19 protein-coding genes and 1 pseudogene are annotated in these 16275 nt (G+C 62.0%); 11 read left to right on the plus strand and 9 right to left on the minus strand.

Going from position 1 to position 16275, the window contains the following annotated elements; all coding sequences use genetic code 11:
- Positions 1-42: 42 nt before the first annotated feature.
- From EFB14_RS13200 to EFB14_RS13210, 3 genes are all read right to left on the minus strand, one after another.
- Positions 43-474 (minus strand): type II toxin-antitoxin system VapC family toxin, encoded by a 432-nt coding sequence (locus EFB14_RS13200; RefSeq protein WP_126825834.1) that lies wholly within the window; start codon positions 472-474, stop codon positions 43-45.
- On the minus strand, positions 471-770 hold the full coding sequence (locus EFB14_RS13205; protein ID WP_125841785.1) for a hypothetical protein: 300 nt from the start codon (positions 768-770) through the stop codon (positions 471-473). Before EFB14_RS13205 ends, EFB14_RS13200 begins: the two co-directional genes overlap by 4 nt.
- Positions 771-850: 80 nt before the next feature.
- Positions 851-1747: a LysR family transcriptional regulator gene (locus EFB14_RS13210; RefSeq protein WP_126825837.1), complete on the minus strand. Its 897-nt coding sequence runs from the start codon at positions 1745-1747 to the stop codon at positions 851-853.
- Positions 1748-1852: 105 nt separating this feature from the next.
- On the opposite strand from EFB14_RS13210, the gene EFB14_RS13215 reads away from it, so the two are divergent.
- The 3 genes from EFB14_RS13215 to EFB14_RS13225 are packed head-to-tail and all read left to right on the plus strand — an operon-like array spanning position 1853 to position 3914.
- The gene (locus tag EFB14_RS13215; protein ID WP_126825840.1) at positions 1853-2227 is read left to right on the plus strand and encodes an Atu4866 domain-containing protein; all 375 of its coding nucleotides are present in this window, start codon (positions 1853-1855) and stop codon (positions 2225-2227) included.
- A gap of 58 nt (positions 2228-2285) precedes the next feature.
- Positions 2286-3137 (plus strand): oxidoreductase, encoded by an 852-nt coding sequence (locus EFB14_RS13220; protein WP_183604888.1) that lies wholly within the window; start codon positions 2286-2288, stop codon positions 3135-3137.
- Positions 3138-3179: 42 nt separating this feature from the next.
- On the plus strand, positions 3180-3914 hold the full coding sequence (locus EFB14_RS13225) for an SDR family oxidoreductase (protein ID WP_126825847.1): 735 nt from the start codon (positions 3180-3182) through the stop codon (positions 3912-3914).
- Between the two features lie 111 nt (positions 3915-4025).
- Here EFB14_RS13225 and EFB14_RS13230 read toward each other — a convergent pair whose 3' ends face one another.
- Positions 4026-4589, minus strand: a complete 564-nt coding sequence (locus tag EFB14_RS13230; RefSeq protein ID WP_126825850.1) for a methylated-DNA--[protein]-cysteine S-methyltransferase — start codon at positions 4587-4589, stop codon at positions 4026-4028.
- A 162-nt stretch (positions 4590-4751) separates the two neighbouring features.
- Here EFB14_RS13230 and EFB14_RS13235 point away from each other — a divergent pair.
- The 4 genes and pseudogenes from EFB14_RS13235 to ybaK all read left to right on the plus strand — a co-directional run bounded on the left by EFB14_RS13235 (position 4752) and on the right by ybaK (position 7479).
- A pseudogene (locus tag EFB14_RS13235) lies at positions 4752-5367 on the plus strand (2'-5' RNA ligase family protein).
- A gap of 99 nt (positions 5368-5466) precedes the next feature.
- Entirely contained in the window at positions 5467-6525 is a 1059-nt protein-coding gene (locus EFB14_RS13240; protein ID WP_126825853.1) for a M14 family metallopeptidase, read from the plus strand.
- Between the two features lie 126 nt (positions 6526-6651).
- On the plus strand, positions 6652-7002 hold the full coding sequence (locus EFB14_RS13245; RefSeq protein WP_126825856.1) for an ArsC family reductase: 351 nt from the start codon (positions 6652-6654) through the stop codon (positions 7000-7002).
- A 3-nt stretch (positions 7003-7005) separates the two neighbouring features.
- Complete coding sequence (ybaK, locus tag EFB14_RS13250) at positions 7006-7479, plus strand: Cys-tRNA(Pro) deacylase (protein WP_126825859.1); 474 nt, start codon at positions 7006-7008, stop codon at positions 7477-7479.
- A 56-nt stretch (positions 7480-7535) separates the two neighbouring features.
- Here the strand turns inward: ybaK and EFB14_RS13255 are convergent, their stop codons facing one another.
- Entirely contained in the window at positions 7536-7979 is a 444-nt protein-coding gene (locus tag EFB14_RS13255; protein WP_126825862.1) for a MarR family winged helix-turn-helix transcriptional regulator, read from the minus strand.
- 101 nt (positions 7980-8080) lie between these two features.
- Between EFB14_RS13255 and EFB14_RS13260 the strand changes: the two genes are divergently transcribed.
- Together EFB14_RS13260 and EFB14_RS13265 are read left to right on the plus strand one after the other, a co-directional pair.
- Complete coding sequence (locus EFB14_RS13260; protein ID WP_125841763.1) at positions 8081-8764, plus strand: glutathione S-transferase family protein; 684 nt, start codon at positions 8081-8083, stop codon at positions 8762-8764.
- Between the two features lie 128 nt (positions 8765-8892).
- The gene (locus EFB14_RS13265) at positions 8893-10146 is read left to right on the plus strand and encodes an aminopeptidase (RefSeq protein WP_126825865.1); all 1254 of its coding nucleotides are present in this window, start codon (positions 8893-8895) and stop codon (positions 10144-10146) included.
- On the opposite strand, the gene EFB14_RS13270 is transcribed toward EFB14_RS13265, so the two are convergent.
- The gene (locus EFB14_RS13270) at positions 10094-11017 is read right to left on the minus strand and encodes an EamA family transporter (protein ID WP_126825868.1); all 924 of its coding nucleotides are present in this window, start codon (positions 11015-11017) and stop codon (positions 10094-10096) included. The two genes, EFB14_RS13265 and EFB14_RS13270, sit on opposite strands and share 53 nt — an antisense overlap.
- A gap of 81 nt (positions 11018-11098) precedes the next feature.
- Between EFB14_RS13270 and EFB14_RS13275 the strand changes: the two genes are divergently transcribed.
- Positions 11099-11596, plus strand: a complete 498-nt coding sequence (locus EFB14_RS13275; RefSeq protein ID WP_125841758.1) for a MarR family winged helix-turn-helix transcriptional regulator — start codon at positions 11099-11101, stop codon at positions 11594-11596.
- Here the strand turns inward: EFB14_RS13275 and EFB14_RS13280 are convergent, their stop codons facing one another.
- Complete coding sequence (locus EFB14_RS13280) at positions 11597-12190, minus strand: NAD(P)H-dependent oxidoreductase (protein ID WP_126825870.1); 594 nt, start codon at positions 12188-12190, stop codon at positions 11597-11599.
- 2 nt (positions 12191-12192) lie between these two features.
- Positions 12193-13773 carry an exodeoxyribonuclease VII large subunit gene (gene xseA / locus EFB14_RS13285; RefSeq protein WP_126825873.1) on the minus strand — a complete coding sequence of 527 codons (1581 nt, stop codon included), beginning with the start codon at positions 13771-13773 and terminating at the stop codon, positions 12193-12195.
- A gap of 342 nt (positions 13774-14115) precedes the next feature.
- Between xseA and EFB14_RS13290 the strand changes: the two genes are divergently transcribed.
- The gene (locus tag EFB14_RS13290) at positions 14116-14358 is read left to right on the plus strand and encodes a hypothetical protein (protein WP_125841752.1); all 243 of its coding nucleotides are present in this window, start codon (positions 14116-14118) and stop codon (positions 14356-14358) included.
- Positions 14359-14384: 26 nt separating this feature from the next.
- Here EFB14_RS13290 and EFB14_RS13295 read toward each other — a convergent pair whose 3' ends face one another.
- Positions 14385-16232 (minus strand): hypothetical protein, encoded by a 1848-nt coding sequence (locus tag EFB14_RS13295; RefSeq protein ID WP_126825876.1) that lies wholly within the window; start codon positions 16230-16232, stop codon positions 14385-14387.
- Between the last annotated feature and the right edge of the window lie 43 nt (positions 16233-16275).

A 16275-nucleotide genomic window follows, 5' to 3' on the forward strand; every position in this document is an offset into this window, starting at 1 on the left:
AGATGGCGCTGGGGCGTATCAATCAGCGCGATCTACCGACTCCTAGGCCGCTCCGCGGATCGGATTGACGATCTGAAGTCCGGCAAAGTCCCTTTCATTATCCGTCACCACCACGCATTCGTTCGCACTGGCGACAGCGGCGATGATCATGTCGAGTCCGCTGCGCGGCTTGCCGGCCGCCTTCCCTTCCGCCATCAGTCGCGCCCAGATCAGGCCTGCCTTGCCGTCGAACGATAGAATGCGGCCCGCAAACAGCGCCTGGAGCCCGTCACGCCCGGAAAACCATTTGTCGAGCGCGTCTCGCTTCTTGCCACGCGGCTTTTCCAAAATTCCGCGACGTATCTCCGCAACGGTCAGTGAGGCGATGAACAAGTCCTCGTCGCGTTGTGTCGACATCCATGCCAGAAGCGATTCCGATGGCTGCGGTTTGATAACATTGCTGATGATGTTGGTGTCCAAAAGAAAGCGCGTCACAGGTCGACCTTACGCCCCTCTTCACGGGGCCGGGAGAGATCGAGTTCGGCGTCCACCAGCGGCGAACGACGCAATGCGGCGAGAATCCCTCCAAGCTTCGGCGGGTCGCCGCCGATCGACTTGCTTACCGCTGCACGAAGCTCTGAAGCCTCAGGTGTATCCTCTGAGAGGCGTCTGGCGAGCGATCGGATGAGATCGCGATCGGTGTCCTTGGCGAGCACTTCGAAGCGCGCCAAGCCACGCTCGCCAAGGCGAGATCGATAATTTTGGATAGCGCGCTTCTGTGAACTTACCATAATGACCTCCGATTATTTCCAGTAATATAGCCGGAAATAGGCTTTTAAGCAAGATTACAGCGCCGCGCGCGCAAATGAGACTACCGCCTCCCTGCCCGGCGCACATAATCGACCAGCGCGCGCAGCTTCAGCGGCTGCCTTTGCCGTCTGGGATAGTAGAGGTAGAAACCCGGAAATGGCGGGCAGAAATCTTCGAGCAACGGCACGAGTTCGCCGCGATCGAAATAGGGTTGGAAGGTTTCCACCATGCCGAAGGTGATGCCGGCTCCCGCGCAAGCCAAGCGGATCATCATTCCCATATCGTTGGTCGTGACGGCCGGGTCGACGGCGAAATCGAAGTCGCGGTGGTTTTCGGTGAACTCCCAGCGATAGGGCGCCGTATCGGGGCGCGGGCGCCAGCCGATGCAGGCATGGTTCTGCAGGTCGCGGGGATGGCGGGGATGGCCGCAGCGCTCGAGATAAGCGGGAGATGCGACCGGGCATTGCCGCTGCTTTTCGGAGACGGAAATTGCGATCATGTCCTGCTCGATCACCTCGCCGAGCCGGACACCAGCATCGAAACCAGCCTCGACGATATCGAATTCCTCATCGGTAATCACGATATCGAGTTTGACGTCGGGGCAAGCTTCGATGAAGCCGGCCAGCAAGGTGCCGGACAGGAAACTCTCGGCGATCGAGGAGACGGTGATCCTCAAGAGGCCGCTCGGACGCGCCTGCATTTCCCTGACCGTCTGCATCGCATCCTTGACCTGGCGGACCGATGGCCGAACCGCCTCGAAGAAGACTTCGCCGGCTTCGGTCAGGCTGACGCTGCGCGTTGTGCGCTGGACCAGGGCGACGCCGACCCGATCCTCCAGGCGCTGCAGGGCCTGGCTGACGGCGGAGCGGGTGACGCCGAGCCGCTCGCCGGCGAGCCGGAAGTTGCGCGCTTCCGCCACCGCAAGAAAGACTGAAATGCCTTCGAGATCATCGATCATTGGTTAGCATTTCTAACCAAGGCATTTCGGATTGGCAACTTAATCGCCGGGGATGGGCGGGCTATCTTTCAGTCGAGGTCAAGCAAGGCTTCGAAAGGAGGAGCGATGCGCAACATTTCCAACAGTCTTATTCTGCATTTTTTCGCCGCAACCACCTTGGCGGGCACAGCGACCAGTTCCTCAGCCGCCGATGCCGTGAACGACCGAGAGCCCCAGCAGCAACAGACAAGCGAGCGTGGAATGCAGCAACATCCTTATGTCGGTATGTGGGTGACGGAAGACGGCCGCGTCCGCCACGAACTTTTGCCGAATGGCCGTTACGACGAAGCCCGCGGAAACCGGGAAAGTGCCTATCGAGGACGCTACGAAGTCACCGGAAGGCATATCGAATACTGGGACGACACCGGCTTCACGGCCGATGGCGATTTCGTAGACGAGAAGACCCTCCATCATGGCGGCATGGTGCTTCGCCGCAGGTGAGGCGCCGCCTGAAAGGCAATACCACCAAGGATAAGGCCGCATTTACCGGCCGGAAAGGATGACGATCATGTCTTCCACAACACCCATCTGGTTCATCACCGGAGCGTCGTCCGGCCTCGGCCGGGCACTCGCCGAAGCCGTTCTGGCCCGTGGCTGGCGCGCCGCCATGACGGCGCGCAGACCCGAGACCTTGGCAGATCTCACAGCAGAGCATGGCGACAGGGCGCTTACTCTTGCCCTCGATGTAACGGACAGCCGCTCAGTTGCCCGTGCGGTTCGTGACGCCGAAACGCATTTCGGTGCAATCGATGTTCTCGTCAACAATGCCGGCTACGGCTACCTCTCGGCGATCGAAGAGGGCGACGATGCTGAGATACGCGCCCAGTTCGAGACCAATGTCTTCGGATTGATCGATGTCACCAAGCAGGTCCTGCCGGGCATGCGCGCACGCCGGCAAGGGCATATCTTCAACGTCTCCTCGCTTGGCGGGCTCGTCGCCTTCGCCGCAACCGGCTACTACCACGCCACCAAATTTGCGGTCGAAGGCCTGTCGGAATCTCTTTCGTATGAGGTCAGGCCGCTTGGCATCGATGTGACGATCCTCGAACCCGGCGCCTTCCGCACGGATTGGGCCGGCCGGTCGATGGTCGAGTCCGACACGATCATCGATGACTATGCCGAAACGTCAGGCAAGCGGCGCCAGGCCACCCGTTTGGTCTCCGGCAACCAGCCGGGAGATCCGGCCCGTGCTGCAATTGCGATCATATCCGCATTCGAGGCAACCGAGCCGCCGCTGCGCCTGCTGCTCGGCGCACCCGCCCTGAAGATCGCCCGCGAAAGGCTCGATGCGCTGCGCGCAAATTTCGATGCCTGGGCAGAGACGACGCTCAGCGCCGACTTCCCAATCTGACGCGCCACCAAGAAACTGCTTAACTTGCCAATGGAGCTTGAAATGTCTGATATCGAAGGAAAAGTCGTAGCCATCACCGGGGCCAGCAGCGGCATCGGACAGGCTGCGGCCAAGGTGCTGGCTGCGGCCGGCGCCCATATCGTGATCGGCGCGCGCCGTACCGAGCGCCTAGAGGAACTCGCCGGCGACATCGCCGCAAAGGGCGGGACGGTGCGCCTGCGACGGCTTGACGTCACCGACCGTTCCCAGGTGGAAGCCTTCGCAGGCTTTGCCAGATCCGAATTCGGCCGGCTGGATGTGATCGTCAACAATGCCGGCATCATGCCGCTCTCGCCGCTCGAGGCCCTCAAGGTCGACGAGTGGGACCAAATGGTCGACGTCAATATCAAGGGTGTTCTCTACGGGATCGCGGCGGCGCTTCCGATCATGAAGTCGCAGGGATCGGGGCAGATCATCAACCTGTCTTCGATCGGCGGCCACAGCGTCTCTCCGACCGCCGCCGTCTATTGCGCGACGAAATTCGCAGTGCGGGCGATCTCGGACGGATTGCGGCAGGAGACCGATCGTATCCGCGTCACCGTCATCTCGCCCGGCACGACGACATCGGAACTGGCCGACACCATCACCGATCCGACGGCGCGGGAAGCCATGAAGGCTTTCAGGGCGATCACGATCAGCCCCGAGGCCATCGCCAATTCGATCCTCTACGCCGTCAGCCAGCCCGATGACGTCGATGTCAGCGAGATCATCATCCGGCCGACAGCCAGCCCGCATTGATCGGCTGAGAAACTGGCAAAGCAATTCCAGCAAAAGTGTAGAGCGGGTTTGCCAGGCAAAGCGCGAAGCGATTTTGCCGGGAATTACGGAAAGCGAAAAAGCCTCCGCCGCCTAAAAACCCAGCGACTGCTGGGCAGGCGGCGGCGGTGCGAGGTTGACGCCTTCGAGCTCCAGCATGCGGGCCTTCGATGACGAACCGCCGGGAGCGGAGAAGCCGCCGATCTTGCCGCCGGCGGCGAGCACCCGGTGGCAGGGAATGATCAGAGCGACCGGGTTCTTCGCCATTGCCTGGCCAACGTCGCGGGCGGCTTCCGGCCCGACGCCGAGCTCCTTCGCCAACGCGCCGTAAGTGGTCGTGCGGCCCCAGCCGACGCGCCGTACCGCCGCATAAATCTCCCGGAAGAAGGTATCCTGGCCGGCAAGATCGAGTTCGACGCCGGAAAAATCCGTTTCCTCGCCCTGGAAGTAACGCTTCACGGCGGCGACCGTCTCGAGCACGTCAGGCGTTGGCGTTCCGGGTTCGGCACCCGGCAATCGGCGCAGCAGCAGCCGCTCGGTCGCTTCCGCGGCTTTCGTCGGCAGCTGGAAGCGGGTGATGCCGGCGTCGCTCCAGGCAATACCGCAAAAGCCACTCGCGGTTTCGAAGATGAAATAGTGGTGCATAGTCTCAGCCATGACACAGCCTCCGCGTTTTCGATTACCGACAAAATCGTATGGAGCGACTGCTGTTTCAACCCGTTTCTTGCGTGCGACGGAAATTACTGTTCTCTTTTTGTTCTTGATGTACCACCCCGCCAGGAATATCCTACCTCGCATTTGGAAACGACGAGGCGGGCCATGACGGCCTTGCGATCCTATGACCAGATGTCTTTCGACTTCGACCATGACCGCAGTCAGCGTGGGCGGCCGGGCCACAGCGACGGCGATGGACACCAGCTTTTCTTTGCCCTCTGTCCTCCTGACGCCATCGAGCAGCAGGCGGCGTCGATCGCCCATGACTATCGTCGAGCCTTCTCCCTTTCGGCGAGCCGCGGCTGACGACTTTGCATGTGACAATCATCTGGGTCGGCGACTATCCGAGGCTGCCAGAGAATGTGGTCTTCGCGGCGCTACAGGCCGGCGCCGCAGTCGAGAGTGCCCCGATCGCAATGAGCTTCGATCTGATCATGCGATTCCCGCATGCTCGAGCGCTTGTGCTTTGCGGCGAAGGCGGACGTAAACCGCTCACCCGACTGCGCGTCCAACTCGGCGTTAGCATGCACAATGCCGGATTCCCGCATAATATCAGCGGCGATTTCAAGCCGCACATGACACTGCTCTACGACCGCAAGGCCGTGCCGACGGCGACCCTCAACACACCGGTTTCATGGACGGCATCTGAATTCCTGCTCGTCCACAGTCTTCTCGGAAACACCGACATCACATCATCGATCGCTGGCCGTTGCTCGGCTGAGGCAACGATGTCCTGCCTACCCCGGCTTGCGCTTGGCTGATTTACCCGCATAAAGCTCTGGAAACCTTTTCTGGGTTGCAGCCGGGGAGCGAAGACAAAATGGACGTTTCAGAGATCATCATCCCGGGAGATACGCCGGGAACGGAGTGGCGGCTGCCGGTGCTGTGCTTTAAGGGCAGCGATCCGAAGGCGCCGAAGGTCTATATTCAGGCGGCACTGCATGCCGGCGAACTGCCGGGAACGGTGCTGCTGCATTTCCTTTGCGAGCGGCTGCGGCAGGAAGGCCAAGGCGGGATCGCCGGCGATATCACCATCGTGCCGCAGGCCAATCCGATCGGTGCGGCGCAGTCGCATTTTGGCGAATTGCAGGGCCGTTTCGACTTGGGCTCACGCACCAATTTCAACCGCGATTTCCCACTGATCCCCCTTGTCGATCGGGCGACGCTGACCGAAGATCTCGATGATTATCCGGCTACTGACAGACTGAAGCGGCAGCTGCTGCATATGGCGCTAGGAGCCGATCTCGTGCTCGACCTGCATTGCGATGACGAATCCCTGCAATATGCCTATATCGACGAGACCTTCTGGCCGGAGGCGGCCGATCTCGCCGCCGCACTCGAGATGGAAGCCGTGCTGCTTTCGGACGGCGAAAGCTCGGCCTTCGAGGAAGCCGTGGGCTTTGCATGGAAGTACGAAGTTCCCGGCGAGCGCCAGTCCCGGTTGCCCGGCAAACTTTCCGTCACCGTCGAACTGCGCGGCAAACGCGACGTCGACCCGATACTGGCGAAAAGGGATGCCGACGGGCTCTGGCGTTTCCTCGCAGCACGCGGGATCGTCAACAGCGAGAAGGCTACGGCAGCCGTATTCTCCGGTCCGGCCGTGCCGCTCGACAATGTCGAGATCATCCGCGCACCTGAAGGCGGGGCCGTGCTCTTTCATCGCAACATCGGCGAGAGGATGGCAGAAGGCGATCTTCTGGCGACAATCGTCACCCGGCCGGGGCAGCCGGGCGGCAGCATCGAGCTATATGCGCCTCAGGATGGGCTGATCCTGACCCGGACGTCCGACCGGCTGGTGCGGCGGCGCGGTGACCTGATGAAGATTGCCTGCGGCAGCCCGAGCAAGGCTTCGCGCAGGGCCGGCGCACTGGAGAATTGAGTCAGGCCGGCTTTGCGCCCGAGTATCCCGCATGGATCGAAGGGATCGAGGGATAAGAGTAGCACGGCGTTTGCGCCGGCCGTCGTGCATGTTATTTCGCTGCCATCACAGGGAGATCGATCAAGCATGGCCATCACCATCTATGGCATCAAGAATTGCGACACGATGAAGAAGGCCCGCGGCTGGCTGGAAGAGCACGGCGTCGCTTATGAGTTTCACGATTACAAGGCGTCGGGTATCGACCGTACCCATCTCGAAGCCTGGATCGACGAAGCCGGTCTCGATACCGTGCTCAACCGCGCCGGGACCACTTTCCGCAAGCTGCCCGATGCCGACCGCGAAAACCTGACCCGGGAAAAGGCGATCGCACTGATGATCGACCAGCCGTCGATGATCAAGCGGCCGGTGCTGGAAACCAAGGGCAAGCTGCTGATCGGCTTCAAGCCGGAGGCCTACGCGGATATGTTCGAGCGCTGAACGATGTCCAAGACCACGCGCGCAACACGGGCTCTCACCCAAGCAGGCGTCGGCTTTACCGTCCATGTCTATGATTATGATCCCGGCGCCGAGCGTGTCGGGCTGCAGGCGGCCGAGGCGCTGGGCGAGGCGCCGCACCGGGTGCTGAAGACGCTGATGGCCGAGGTGGACGGCAAGCCGGTCTGCGTCGTCGTGCCGTCGGACCGCGAAGTCAGCATGAAGAAGCTTGCGAGCGCCTTTCACGGCAAGTCGGCCAATATGATGAAGCCTGCCGATGCCGAGCGGCTGACGGGTTATCATGTCGGCGGCATTAGCCCGTTCGGGCAGAAGAAGACCGTGCCGACGGCGATCGAGGAAGCCGCCCTTGCCGAACCGCTCGTCTATATCAATGGCGGGCAACGCGGGCTGCAGGTAAGGCTCGATCCCAAGGATGCGTTGAAGGCGCTGAAAGCCGTCGCCGCGTCACTGATCGCCTGATCAGAGCATGTTGCCCAAAAGTGTAAGCGGTTTTCAGGCGACATCATGCTCTCGAACTAGAGAAAGCGGTCGAGCAGGCCGGCGATCGCCTTCGCCTCGCTTTCGGAGAGCTTGCAGCCGATATTGGTTTCGATCGACCTGGCATAAACGGCCCACATGCGCTCACGAAGCTCTCGGCCGGCATCGGTAATCACCACCCAGCGCCCGCGCCCATCCCTAGCGAAGACCTCGCGCCGGACCAGGCCCTCTTTCGCCAGCCGGTCGATCAGGCGGGACAGATTATACTGCGCCAGCAACGTCCGCTCCTCGATCTCATAGGGACGCAGCTTGCCGGATTGCGTGCGCGCCAATTCCCAGAGCACGTCGTACCAGGCAAGCGGCGGCATCCCGGTCGTCTTGAAGTCGGCCTCGATCGCAGCAAGCAGCCGTTCGCGGGCGCGCATGATGCGCGTCCAGGCTGAGACGGCGGCTTCGCTCGGTTTCGGTATATTTTCCGACATAAATGCAATTACATCTATCTTGAATTCTGCGGCAAGCGATATTAGATGCACTTGCATAGATTTTGACCGTCCGATTCTTTGCAAACCGCCAGGAGACTTTCATGAGCAGGCTTACCCTTATCAGTCATCATCTCTGTCCCTATGTGCAGCGCGCCGCTATCGCGCTTCTCGAAAAGGGCGTGCCGTTCGAGCGCATCAATATCGATCTCGCCAACAAGCCGGACTGGTTCCTGAAAATATCGCCGCTCGGCAAGGTGCCGCTGCTCAGGATCGAAGGGGAAGACGGAAGCGAGGCCGTATTGTTCGAAAGCAGCGTCATCTGCGAATATCTGGAGGAAACGCAGGCGGGTGCGGCCCTGCATCCCGCCGACGCGCTGACGCGAGCCCGCCACCGTGGCTGGATGGAATTCGGGTCGTCCGTGCTTTCCGACCTCTGGGGCTATGAGACGGCTCAGGATGCGACGCAACTGGAGACCAAGCGCAAGGCACTCGCCGCCAAATTCGCGACGATCGAGGGGGCGTTGGCGGAGGGGCCGTATTTCGCCGGAGCCAGCTTCAGCCTGGTCGACGCCGTCTTCGCGCCGATCTTCCGTTACTTCGATCTCTTCGACACGCTCGGCGACAGCGGAATCTTCGACGGGCTCGAGCGGGTCAAGCGCTGGCGCAAGGCGCTGTCCGAGCGCGCGAGTGTCCGAAACGCGGTCGGCGAAGATTATCCGCAGCGGCTGACGGAGTTCCTCGAGAAGCATAACTCGATCCTGCTCAGGCTGCCCGCCGCCGCTTGAAGTGCGCATAGGCGGCCGGGAACATGCGTCCGGCCGCCTTCAATTCCGAAGCGGCGCCCTTCATTTTCGCCGCAAACGGGTCTAAGTCTTCCAGCCTCCCACCGTAAATACAGAAGGCAGGTTGAACCATGACTTTCATGCCCCAGAGCCAGAACACCGTTGATCCCGTCAAGCTGGAGAAGCTTGCGGAAGTCGCCATCAAGGTCGGCCTGCAGTTGCAGAAGGGTCAGGACCTGGTGATTACGTCACCTGTCGTGGCGCTGCCGCTTGTGCGCCTCATCACCAAACACGCCTATCAGGCCGGCGCCGGATTGGTGACCGCCTTCTATTCCGACGAGGAAACGACGCTGGCGCGGTATCAGTATGGCAGCAACGAGAGCTTCGACCGCGCCTCCGGCTGGCTCTACGAGGGCATGGCAAAGGCCTATGACAATGGTGCGGCGCGTCTCGCAATCGCCGGCGACAATCCGATGCTGCTCTCCGAGCAGGATGCCGGCAAGGTCGGCCGCGCCAACCGCGCCACCTCAACCGCCTACAAGCCGGCGCTGGAGAAGATCTCGAATTTCGATATCAACTGGAACATCGTCTCCTACCCCAACCCTTCCTGGGCCAAGGTGGTCTTCCCCGATGATCCCGAACCGATTGCGATCGCCAAGCTCGCCAAGGCGATCTTTGCCGCTTCCCGCGTCGATCTCAGCGATCCTGTCGCCGCCTGGGCCGAACACAATGCCAACCTTGCCAAGCGTTCCGCCTGGCTGAACGGCGAGCGCTTCGCTTCACTGCATTTTAGGGGACCGGGCACGGACCTGACGGTCGGCCTCGCCGATGGGCACGAATGGCATGGCGGCGCTTCCGCGGCCAAGAACGGCATCACCTGCAATCCGAATATCCCGACCGAGGAAGTCTTCACCACGCCGCATGCACTGCGCGTCGAAGGTCATGTGTCGAGCACCAAGCCGCTTTCGCATCAGGGTACACTGATCGACAATATCCGGGTGCGCTTCGAGGGCGGCCGCATCGTCGAGGCCAAGGCCTCGCGCGGCGAAGAGGTGCTGAACAAGGTGCTCGATACCGACGAGGGCGCGCGCCGGCTTGGCGAAGTGGCGCTCGTGCCGCATTCCTCGCCGATCTCGGCCAGCGGCATTCTGTTCTACAACACCCTGTTCGACGAAAACGCCTCGTGCCACATCGCGCTCGGCCAGTGCTATTCCAAGTGCTTCCTCGACGGCGCGAAACTCAGCCAGGAGCAGATCAAGGCGCAGGGTGGCAATTCGAGCCTCATCCATATCGACTGGATGATCGGCTCCGACAAGGTCGATATCGACGGCATCAAGCCGGACGGCGCACGGGTTCCGGTGATGCGGCAGGGCGAGTGGGCGTAACAACGCCCGCCTTCGCCATCAGGCTGCGCTGGCTGAGCCAGACGCTGACCAGCACCATGGCAAGGCCTGAAAGCTGGGCTGGCGTCAGGTTCTGGCCGAGCGCCAGCCAACCGAGCAGGGTCGCGACCGCGGGGCTCAAGAAGCCGAGCGAGGCCGCGGCCGACGGCTCGATGCGTGACAGGCCGCGGAACCAGAGCAGATAGGTGAAGGCCGCGCCGACGAGGCCGAGATAGGCGATGCCGAGGATATTGGCCGCCGTCGGCACTGGCAGTGCCGGCTCAAGGAAGAGGGCGACGGGCACGAGCAGGACGCCGCCTGCAGTCAATTGCCATGAAGTAAAGGTCAGGCTGGAGACCGGCGGCTGCCAGTGGCGGGTCAGCACCGTGCCGAAAGCCATGGAGACCGCGCCTGCAAGACCGGCGACGATGCCGACGGGATCGAGCGCCGCATTCGGCGTCAGCACCAGCAGTCCGACGCCTGATATGCCGATCAGGCCGGCAATGACGGCAAGGAAGCGGATCGGTTTGCCTAGGAAGAGGCGCGAGAGCGCAATGACGATCAGCGGCTGCACGGCGCCGACCGTGGCCGCTACGCCGCCGGGCAGGCGATAGGCCGAAACGAAGAGCATCGCCCAGAAAAACGAGAAGTTCAGCGCGCCGAGAATGAAGGCGCGACCCCACCAGACGCCTGTCGGCAGTTTCCGAACAATCAGCAAGAGAAGCAGGCCGGCCGGTAGTGCGCGCAGCATCGCGATCGTCAGCGGATAGCCATGTGGCAGGAAGGACGTCGTGACGAAATAGGTGCTGCCCCAGATCGCAGGCGCAATCGCTGTCATCAACACGTCGGCGGCGTAGCGGAAATTTTTCTTCATCTCAAGAATCTCTACTTCAAGATAAATCCACGATAGCGCATTTTATCTTGACGTCAAGAGATCCGCTGATATCGATGTGACATGGACAAAACCAAGGAAGACCACGTCGACAGGATCCTGGCGCAATGGCGGCGCGAGCGGCCGGAGCTGGATGTCGAACCCATGGGCATCCTCGGCCGGCTGAAGCGGCTGACGACGCATATCGGCCGCGAAGTGGACGAAGTGCTTCTCAAACACGGGCTCTCCTCCTCCGCCTTCGATGTGCTGGCGACGCTTCGCCGCTCCGGAGCGCCGTACCGGCTGTCGCCCGGAGAGCTGCTCGACATGACCATGGTGAGTTCCGGCACGATGACGAACCGGATCGACCAGCTCGAAAAGGCGGGTTTCGTCGAGCGCATGCTCAACCCCGAGGACAGGCGAAGCGTGCTGATCGCGCTGACCGGGAAAGGGTTTGCGACCGTGGAAGAAGCGGTCGGCGCCCATGTCGCCAACCAGCATCGGCTGACGCGCAATCTGACAGCCGAAGACAAGGCCGAATTCGACCGGCTGCTCAAGAAATTCCTGTCCGATTTCGAATAGTCAAACGACAGCGATGAGCGCCTTGCGGACGCGTTCCAGATGCGCCTTGCGCTTAACCTCCGTCGCGCGATCCATATCGTGCAGGCTCAGCATGCGGAAGACGAGCTTCTTCGAGCAGAAATTGGCAATGCCGCGCTTCAGCAGGCGACGGACGGGATTGCCCATATAGAGATGCACCAGCCACCACGGCGAGCCCGTCGTCGTCAGCGCATAGAGCAGTCTGATATTGGTGAGCTCAGGCACGATGCGGCCGCCGGCGGCATCGTGGGTGAAGGCCACGCCGGGCGCGAAGATGCGATCAAAGAACCCTTTCAGGATGGCCGGGAAATTGAACCACCACTGCGGAAAGACAAGGACGAGCCCATCGGCCGCTTTCACCCGATCAGCGATACCGGCAACGGCTGAAGTGTCGTAGGGCACATCGAAATAACCACGGCGCTCGGCCTCGGAGAGACGCGGATCGAAATCCTCGGCGTAGAGATCGAGCAGATCGACGATATGGCCGGAGGCTTCCAATGCTTCGCGGGCGGTGCGGGCCACCGAGGCGGCAAAACTTTCCGGCAACGGATGGGCGAGCAACAGCAGGATCCGCATCGTCAGAACAGGCTTCCCTGCTTCGGCGGTTCTGCGGATTTTGCGTCGCGCTTCTTCGCGCCGGCGGGAGGATTGCCGCCTTCCGTGGTCATGGCGCCGACGCGACCATCGGCGAATTCGATGGCAATGCCCATGCCGGCAGAGAGTGCCGCAGCTTGTGAGACCGGTCTGTTATCCTCATCGCGAATGACAGCGTAGCCGCGCTTCAGCACGTTCTTGTAAGACAGCGACTGCAGCACACGATCTTGCGCGGAAAGCTCGGCGCGCGCACGTGTCAGCTGATGACGGATCGCCGTATCTGCATGGCGCGAAAGGTTGCCGAGCCGCTCGCGGCCGCGGTCGGTCTGGGTCTTCAGCCGAGCGGGCAGCGAGGCGAGGATTGCCTCGGCGCGGTCGATGCGGGACTTCGAACGGTCGAGCAGGCGCTCGACGGTGCGTTCGGCCCGCGCCATGCGTTCGCTCAGAAGCTGGCGGCGCTCGGTGATGCGGTTGGAGAGCACATCAGGGCGCAGATGCGAGGCGACACGCTCGAAGCCTCGACGCTTGTTGATGGTGTTGAGTTCCAGCCCGCGGCCGAGCCCTGCGGCAGCCTCGTCGAAGCGGCGGCGGGGCAGCGCCAGCAACTGGTCGAGCGACGGCAATGCCCGCATCAGCGCGCGCACCGATTGGCGGCGCTGATCCATCTGGCGGTTTATGCAGCCCTGCAGGCGTGCGGCAAGAGCGGCCGCCTGCGCTTCGAGCTCGGCCTTGACCGGCACCGCCATTTCCGCAGCACCCGTCGGCGTCGGGGCGCGGACATCGGCGGCATAATCGATCAGCGTCCAATCCGTCTCGTGACCGACGGCCGAGATCAGCGGTATCCGGCTTTCGGCGGCGGCGCGCACGACGACCTCGTCGTTGAAGCTCCAGAGATCCTCCAGGCTGCCGCCGCCGCGCGCGACGATCAGCACATCAGGGCGCCGGATCGCGCCTGCCGGCTTCAGCGCATTGAAGCCACGGATGGCGTTTGCCACCTCCTCGCCGGACCCCTCCCCCTGCACCTTCACCGGCCAGACGATGACATGGACCGGAAAACGATCGGAGATGCGATGCAGGATATCGCGGATGACGGCGCCGGTCGGCGAGGTAACGACCCCGATGACCCTCGGCATGAAGGGCAGCCGTTTCTTGCGAGCGGCATCGAACAGGCCTTCGGCGCCGAGCTTGCGCTTGCGCTCCTCGATCAGCGCCATCAGCGCGCCGGCGCCGGCCGGCTCCAGCGTCTCGATGACGATCTGATATTTCGAGGAGCCCGGAAAGGTGGTGACCTTGCCGGTGGCGATGACTTCCATGCCCTCTTCCGGGCGGAACTTCAGGCGCGAGAATGTGCCTTTCCAGATGACGGCGTCGATGCGGGCGCGATCGTCCTTCAGCGAGAAATAGGCATGTCCCGAGGAGTGCGGCCCGCGATAGCCTGATATTTCCCCGCGCACGCGAACCTGGTCGAAGGCCGTCTCGACGGTGCGCTTGATCGAGCCGGAAAGCTCCGAAACCGAATATTCGGCAAGGTTGGTAGGCGAATCGCTGTCGAAGACGTTGCTCATCCCTTCTTTCTATGTCCATCCGCTGAAAACGGGAAGGTCGGCATGGGCATTGGGATCGGTTTTCCCGGCCGTTGAGATCGGTGGCGAAAGGGGTTCTCGGTCGTTGCGTCGGACGCGCTCGTTTCCCGGCATTCTGTACATGCACTCGTTGCAGCAAAGAAAAAAACAGCAAAATCGAGTAAATTCGTTTTGTTGCGGAACGGATAGTTAGAATGTGCGTTTTACCTGAAAGGGATTGCTAACCACCGCAATACAAAGGCTTTTCGGCAAAGATGGCCGGTAAATCTTTGTTAGCTGGCGCTTCCTATGCTTCCCCTCGTTCTCTTCGGGAAGGGTGCTGAAATGATTACTCTTACGGCAGCAGCATTGGGCATCAGCGCCGGACAAACGCGCTCGGCCGCCGCGATCGCGTTGATCGCCGCGCTGATCGGAATCACATTCGCGCTGGCGGCAATAAGCTCGCCCGGACCGGTGTCACTTCTGGCGCTCGTTTATGCCATCCTCGGCTACAATGGTGGCCTTATCCTCTTCGTCGTCGGGCTCTATGCCAGCGCGCGTCTTCGCGCACTACGCGTCTCTCAATAACGAACCCGTCATGAAAATTGCCGGCGTCAATTCGCCGCTGGCCGATAGCGAAAGAACTGCACGCCTGCATCCGCCGCTTTCGGAAGCGGCACCAGATAGGGCGGAATATTCCCCTTGCCGAGTTGCGCATAGAGACCATCAGGCTTCAGCTTGGCGAGTTGGCGCGTCTGCGGATCATCCGGGCAGAAGGCAAGCGTCGCGACACCCGCCCCCTTCAGAAAAGCCTCCGCCTCCTGCGGCTCAGCCATACCGATATGCAGTTCCGTCAGCATGCCGCCCTGATTGCGGTGATAGGGTGCCGAGAGAACCCGGTTTTGCGTGAAGCGGAGAATTGAGACGCCCATTTCCGACGGTGCCGAGACGAGACCGACAGGAAGCCCGTCAAGCGGCGCCAGCGCCTGTTTCGAGGCGCAGGAATGCTCCTTTACCGGCTCCGCCGGCTTTTTCGGCACGTCATTTTCCATCTCCAGCGAGAGTAGCCCGCCGCCGACCGCCCAGGCCGCAGGAACGCTGGCAAGCACCGTCACCACATAGACGAAGGCAGCGGCAACATTCTCGCTGTCGCTGTTGGAGATGCGCCTGATATCGATGATCAACAGGGCAAGCGGCAGGATGGAAAGCAAGTTCGAGAAGGTTGCGCCGCGCACCTGGACCAGTGCGATCGCCCAGCTGACGGCGAGCAGGAAGAACAGGATCAGATGGATCTGAACGCGATCGCGCCGGGTGATGCGGAAGACGCAGACGGCGATCCCGAACAGGCCTGCCGCATAGAAGGCGCCGATATCGAAAGGTTCGCTGCGCGCCAGGGCGAAAACCGACTTGGCTTCGGAAATGTTTCTCAGCCAGAGTTCGACCAGCATGGGATCGAGACTGGCCAGCGGATCGCTCAGGCATTGCGGCGCGATCACCGCCGCCGAACCGAGAACACCCGCACCGACGACGGCCAGCGCCGCAAAGCGGATGGGGCGGGCGAGCTGGCTCGCAAAAACCGCTGAAAACAGGAGAAGCCCGCCGCCGATCGCCGCCAGGCTGTAATAACCGAGCGAGAGGTTGTCGCAGGTGACCATCGAATAGAGCCGCGGCGGCACCGTTGCGAAGAAGAGAATGCTGATCGCGACCGCCAGCGCCAGCCCGAAGGACTGAGCGGCAACGGCGAAATCCTGGCCCTCCCACGCCCAAAGCAGGGCGATCGTCAGGCAGACGGCGGCGACGAAGGGTGTCGTTTCGGCACCGATCGCGATGGCGACGGCTGCGGCGACGCCAGCGACCGCATAGTTCCAGCCGCGGCGCTTGGGATCCAGCAGCATCGCCGTCATCGTCGCCACCAGCGCCAGTTGCGCGTTGTGATGATCGATGGCGCCCGGCGCGAAACGATTTCCGGTGTAGATCGCAAGCCCGGTCAGGACGAGGCTGATATGCATGCCGGCGATATCGCCGATACGCCGACCGGCAACGGCCATGGCGAGCATGGCGGGCAGGACGAGCGATACCGGCCAGACGGCAAGCGCCAACGCCTCGGCCGTCTCATGGGGTGCAAACAGACCGAAAAACCAGATCAGCGAGGCGATCGGCAGGTCGATCAGCCGCGACCAGTGCATCAGCGTGCCGCCGTCTAGGCCGAGACGGTACTGCATCAGATCGAACCACCCCTGCCCGGCGAGAAAATCGCGGACCTCGACGAGACGCATGCCGTCATCATTGTCGGGCCCGACGTAATCGGTGGCGCTGGCGAGCCTCGTGACGATGATAATGGCGGCGAGAACGACGCTATAGGTGATGACGACAGGCCACAAACGTGTCAGCAGGCCGCGTATTCCGCCCTGGGGGGCGTCGGTCGCAGATGATGAAATGGCGATCGGCTGCACAGCGTTCATCGTGGTTAGCGGTCCGTTTCTTGATTGCCGAACCTTAGCCGTC

Origin of the sequence: Rhizobium fabae, from assembly GCF_003985135.1 — a bacterium.
In the GTDB taxonomy this organism is placed as follows: domain Bacteria; phylum Pseudomonadota; class Alphaproteobacteria; order Rhizobiales; family Rhizobiaceae; genus Rhizobium; species Rhizobium pisi.

Coding starts and splice junctions, on each gene's coding strand:
- EFB14_RS13205 (WP_125841785.1), bottom strand. CDS start 770: ATGGTAAGTTCACAGAAGCGCGCTATCCAAAATTATCGATCTCGCCTT.
- EFB14_RS13210 (WP_126825837.1), bottom strand. CDS start 1,747: ATGATCGATGATCTCGAAGGCATTTCAGTCTTTCTTGCGGTGGCGGAA.
- EFB14_RS13215 (WP_126825840.1), top strand. CDS start 1,853: ATGCGCAACATTTCCAACAGTCTTATTCTGCATTTTTTCGCCGCAACC.
- EFB14_RS13220 (WP_183604888.1), top strand. CDS start 2,286: ATGACGATCATGTCTTCCACAACACCCATCTGGTTCATCACCGGAGCG.
- EFB14_RS13225 (WP_126825847.1), top strand. CDS start 3,180: ATGTCTGATATCGAAGGAAAAGTCGTAGCCATCACCGGGGCCAGCAGC.
- EFB14_RS13230 (WP_126825850.1), bottom strand. CDS start 4,589: ATGGCTGAGACTATGCACCACTATTTCATCTTCGAAACCGCGAGTGGC.
- EFB14_RS13240 (WP_126825853.1), top strand. CDS start 5,467: ATGGACGTTTCAGAGATCATCATCCCGGGAGATACGCCGGGAACGGAG.
- EFB14_RS13245 (WP_126825856.1), top strand. CDS start 6,652: ATGGCCATCACCATCTATGGCATCAAGAATTGCGACACGATGAAGAAG.
- ybaK (WP_126825859.1), top strand. CDS start 7,006: ATGTCCAAGACCACGCGCGCAACACGGGCTCTCACCCAAGCAGGCGTC.
- EFB14_RS13255 (WP_126825862.1), bottom strand. CDS start 7,979: ATGTCGGAAAATATACCGAAACCGAGCGAAGCCGCCGTCTCAGCCTGG.
- EFB14_RS13260 (WP_125841763.1), top strand. CDS start 8,081: ATGAGCAGGCTTACCCTTATCAGTCATCATCTCTGTCCCTATGTGCAG.
- EFB14_RS13265 (WP_126825865.1), top strand. CDS start 8,893: ATGACTTTCATGCCCCAGAGCCAGAACACCGTTGATCCCGTCAAGCTG.
- EFB14_RS13270 (WP_126825868.1), bottom strand. CDS start 11,017: ATGAAGAAAAATTTCCGCTACGCCGCCGACGTGTTGATGACAGCGATT.
- EFB14_RS13275 (WP_125841758.1), top strand. CDS start 11,099: ATGGACAAAACCAAGGAAGACCACGTCGACAGGATCCTGGCGCAATGG.
- EFB14_RS13280 (WP_126825870.1), bottom strand. CDS start 12,190: ATGCGGATCCTGCTGTTGCTCGCCCATCCGTTGCCGGAAAGTTTTGCC.
- xseA (WP_126825873.1), bottom strand. CDS start 13,773: ATGAGCAACGTCTTCGACAGCGATTCGCCTACCAACCTTGCCGAATAT.
- EFB14_RS13290 (WP_125841752.1), top strand. CDS start 14,116: ATGATTACTCTTACGGCAGCAGCATTGGGCATCAGCGCCGGACAAACG.
- EFB14_RS13295 (WP_126825876.1), bottom strand. CDS start 16,232: ATGAACGCTGTGCAGCCGATCGCCATTTCATCATCTGCGACCGACGCC.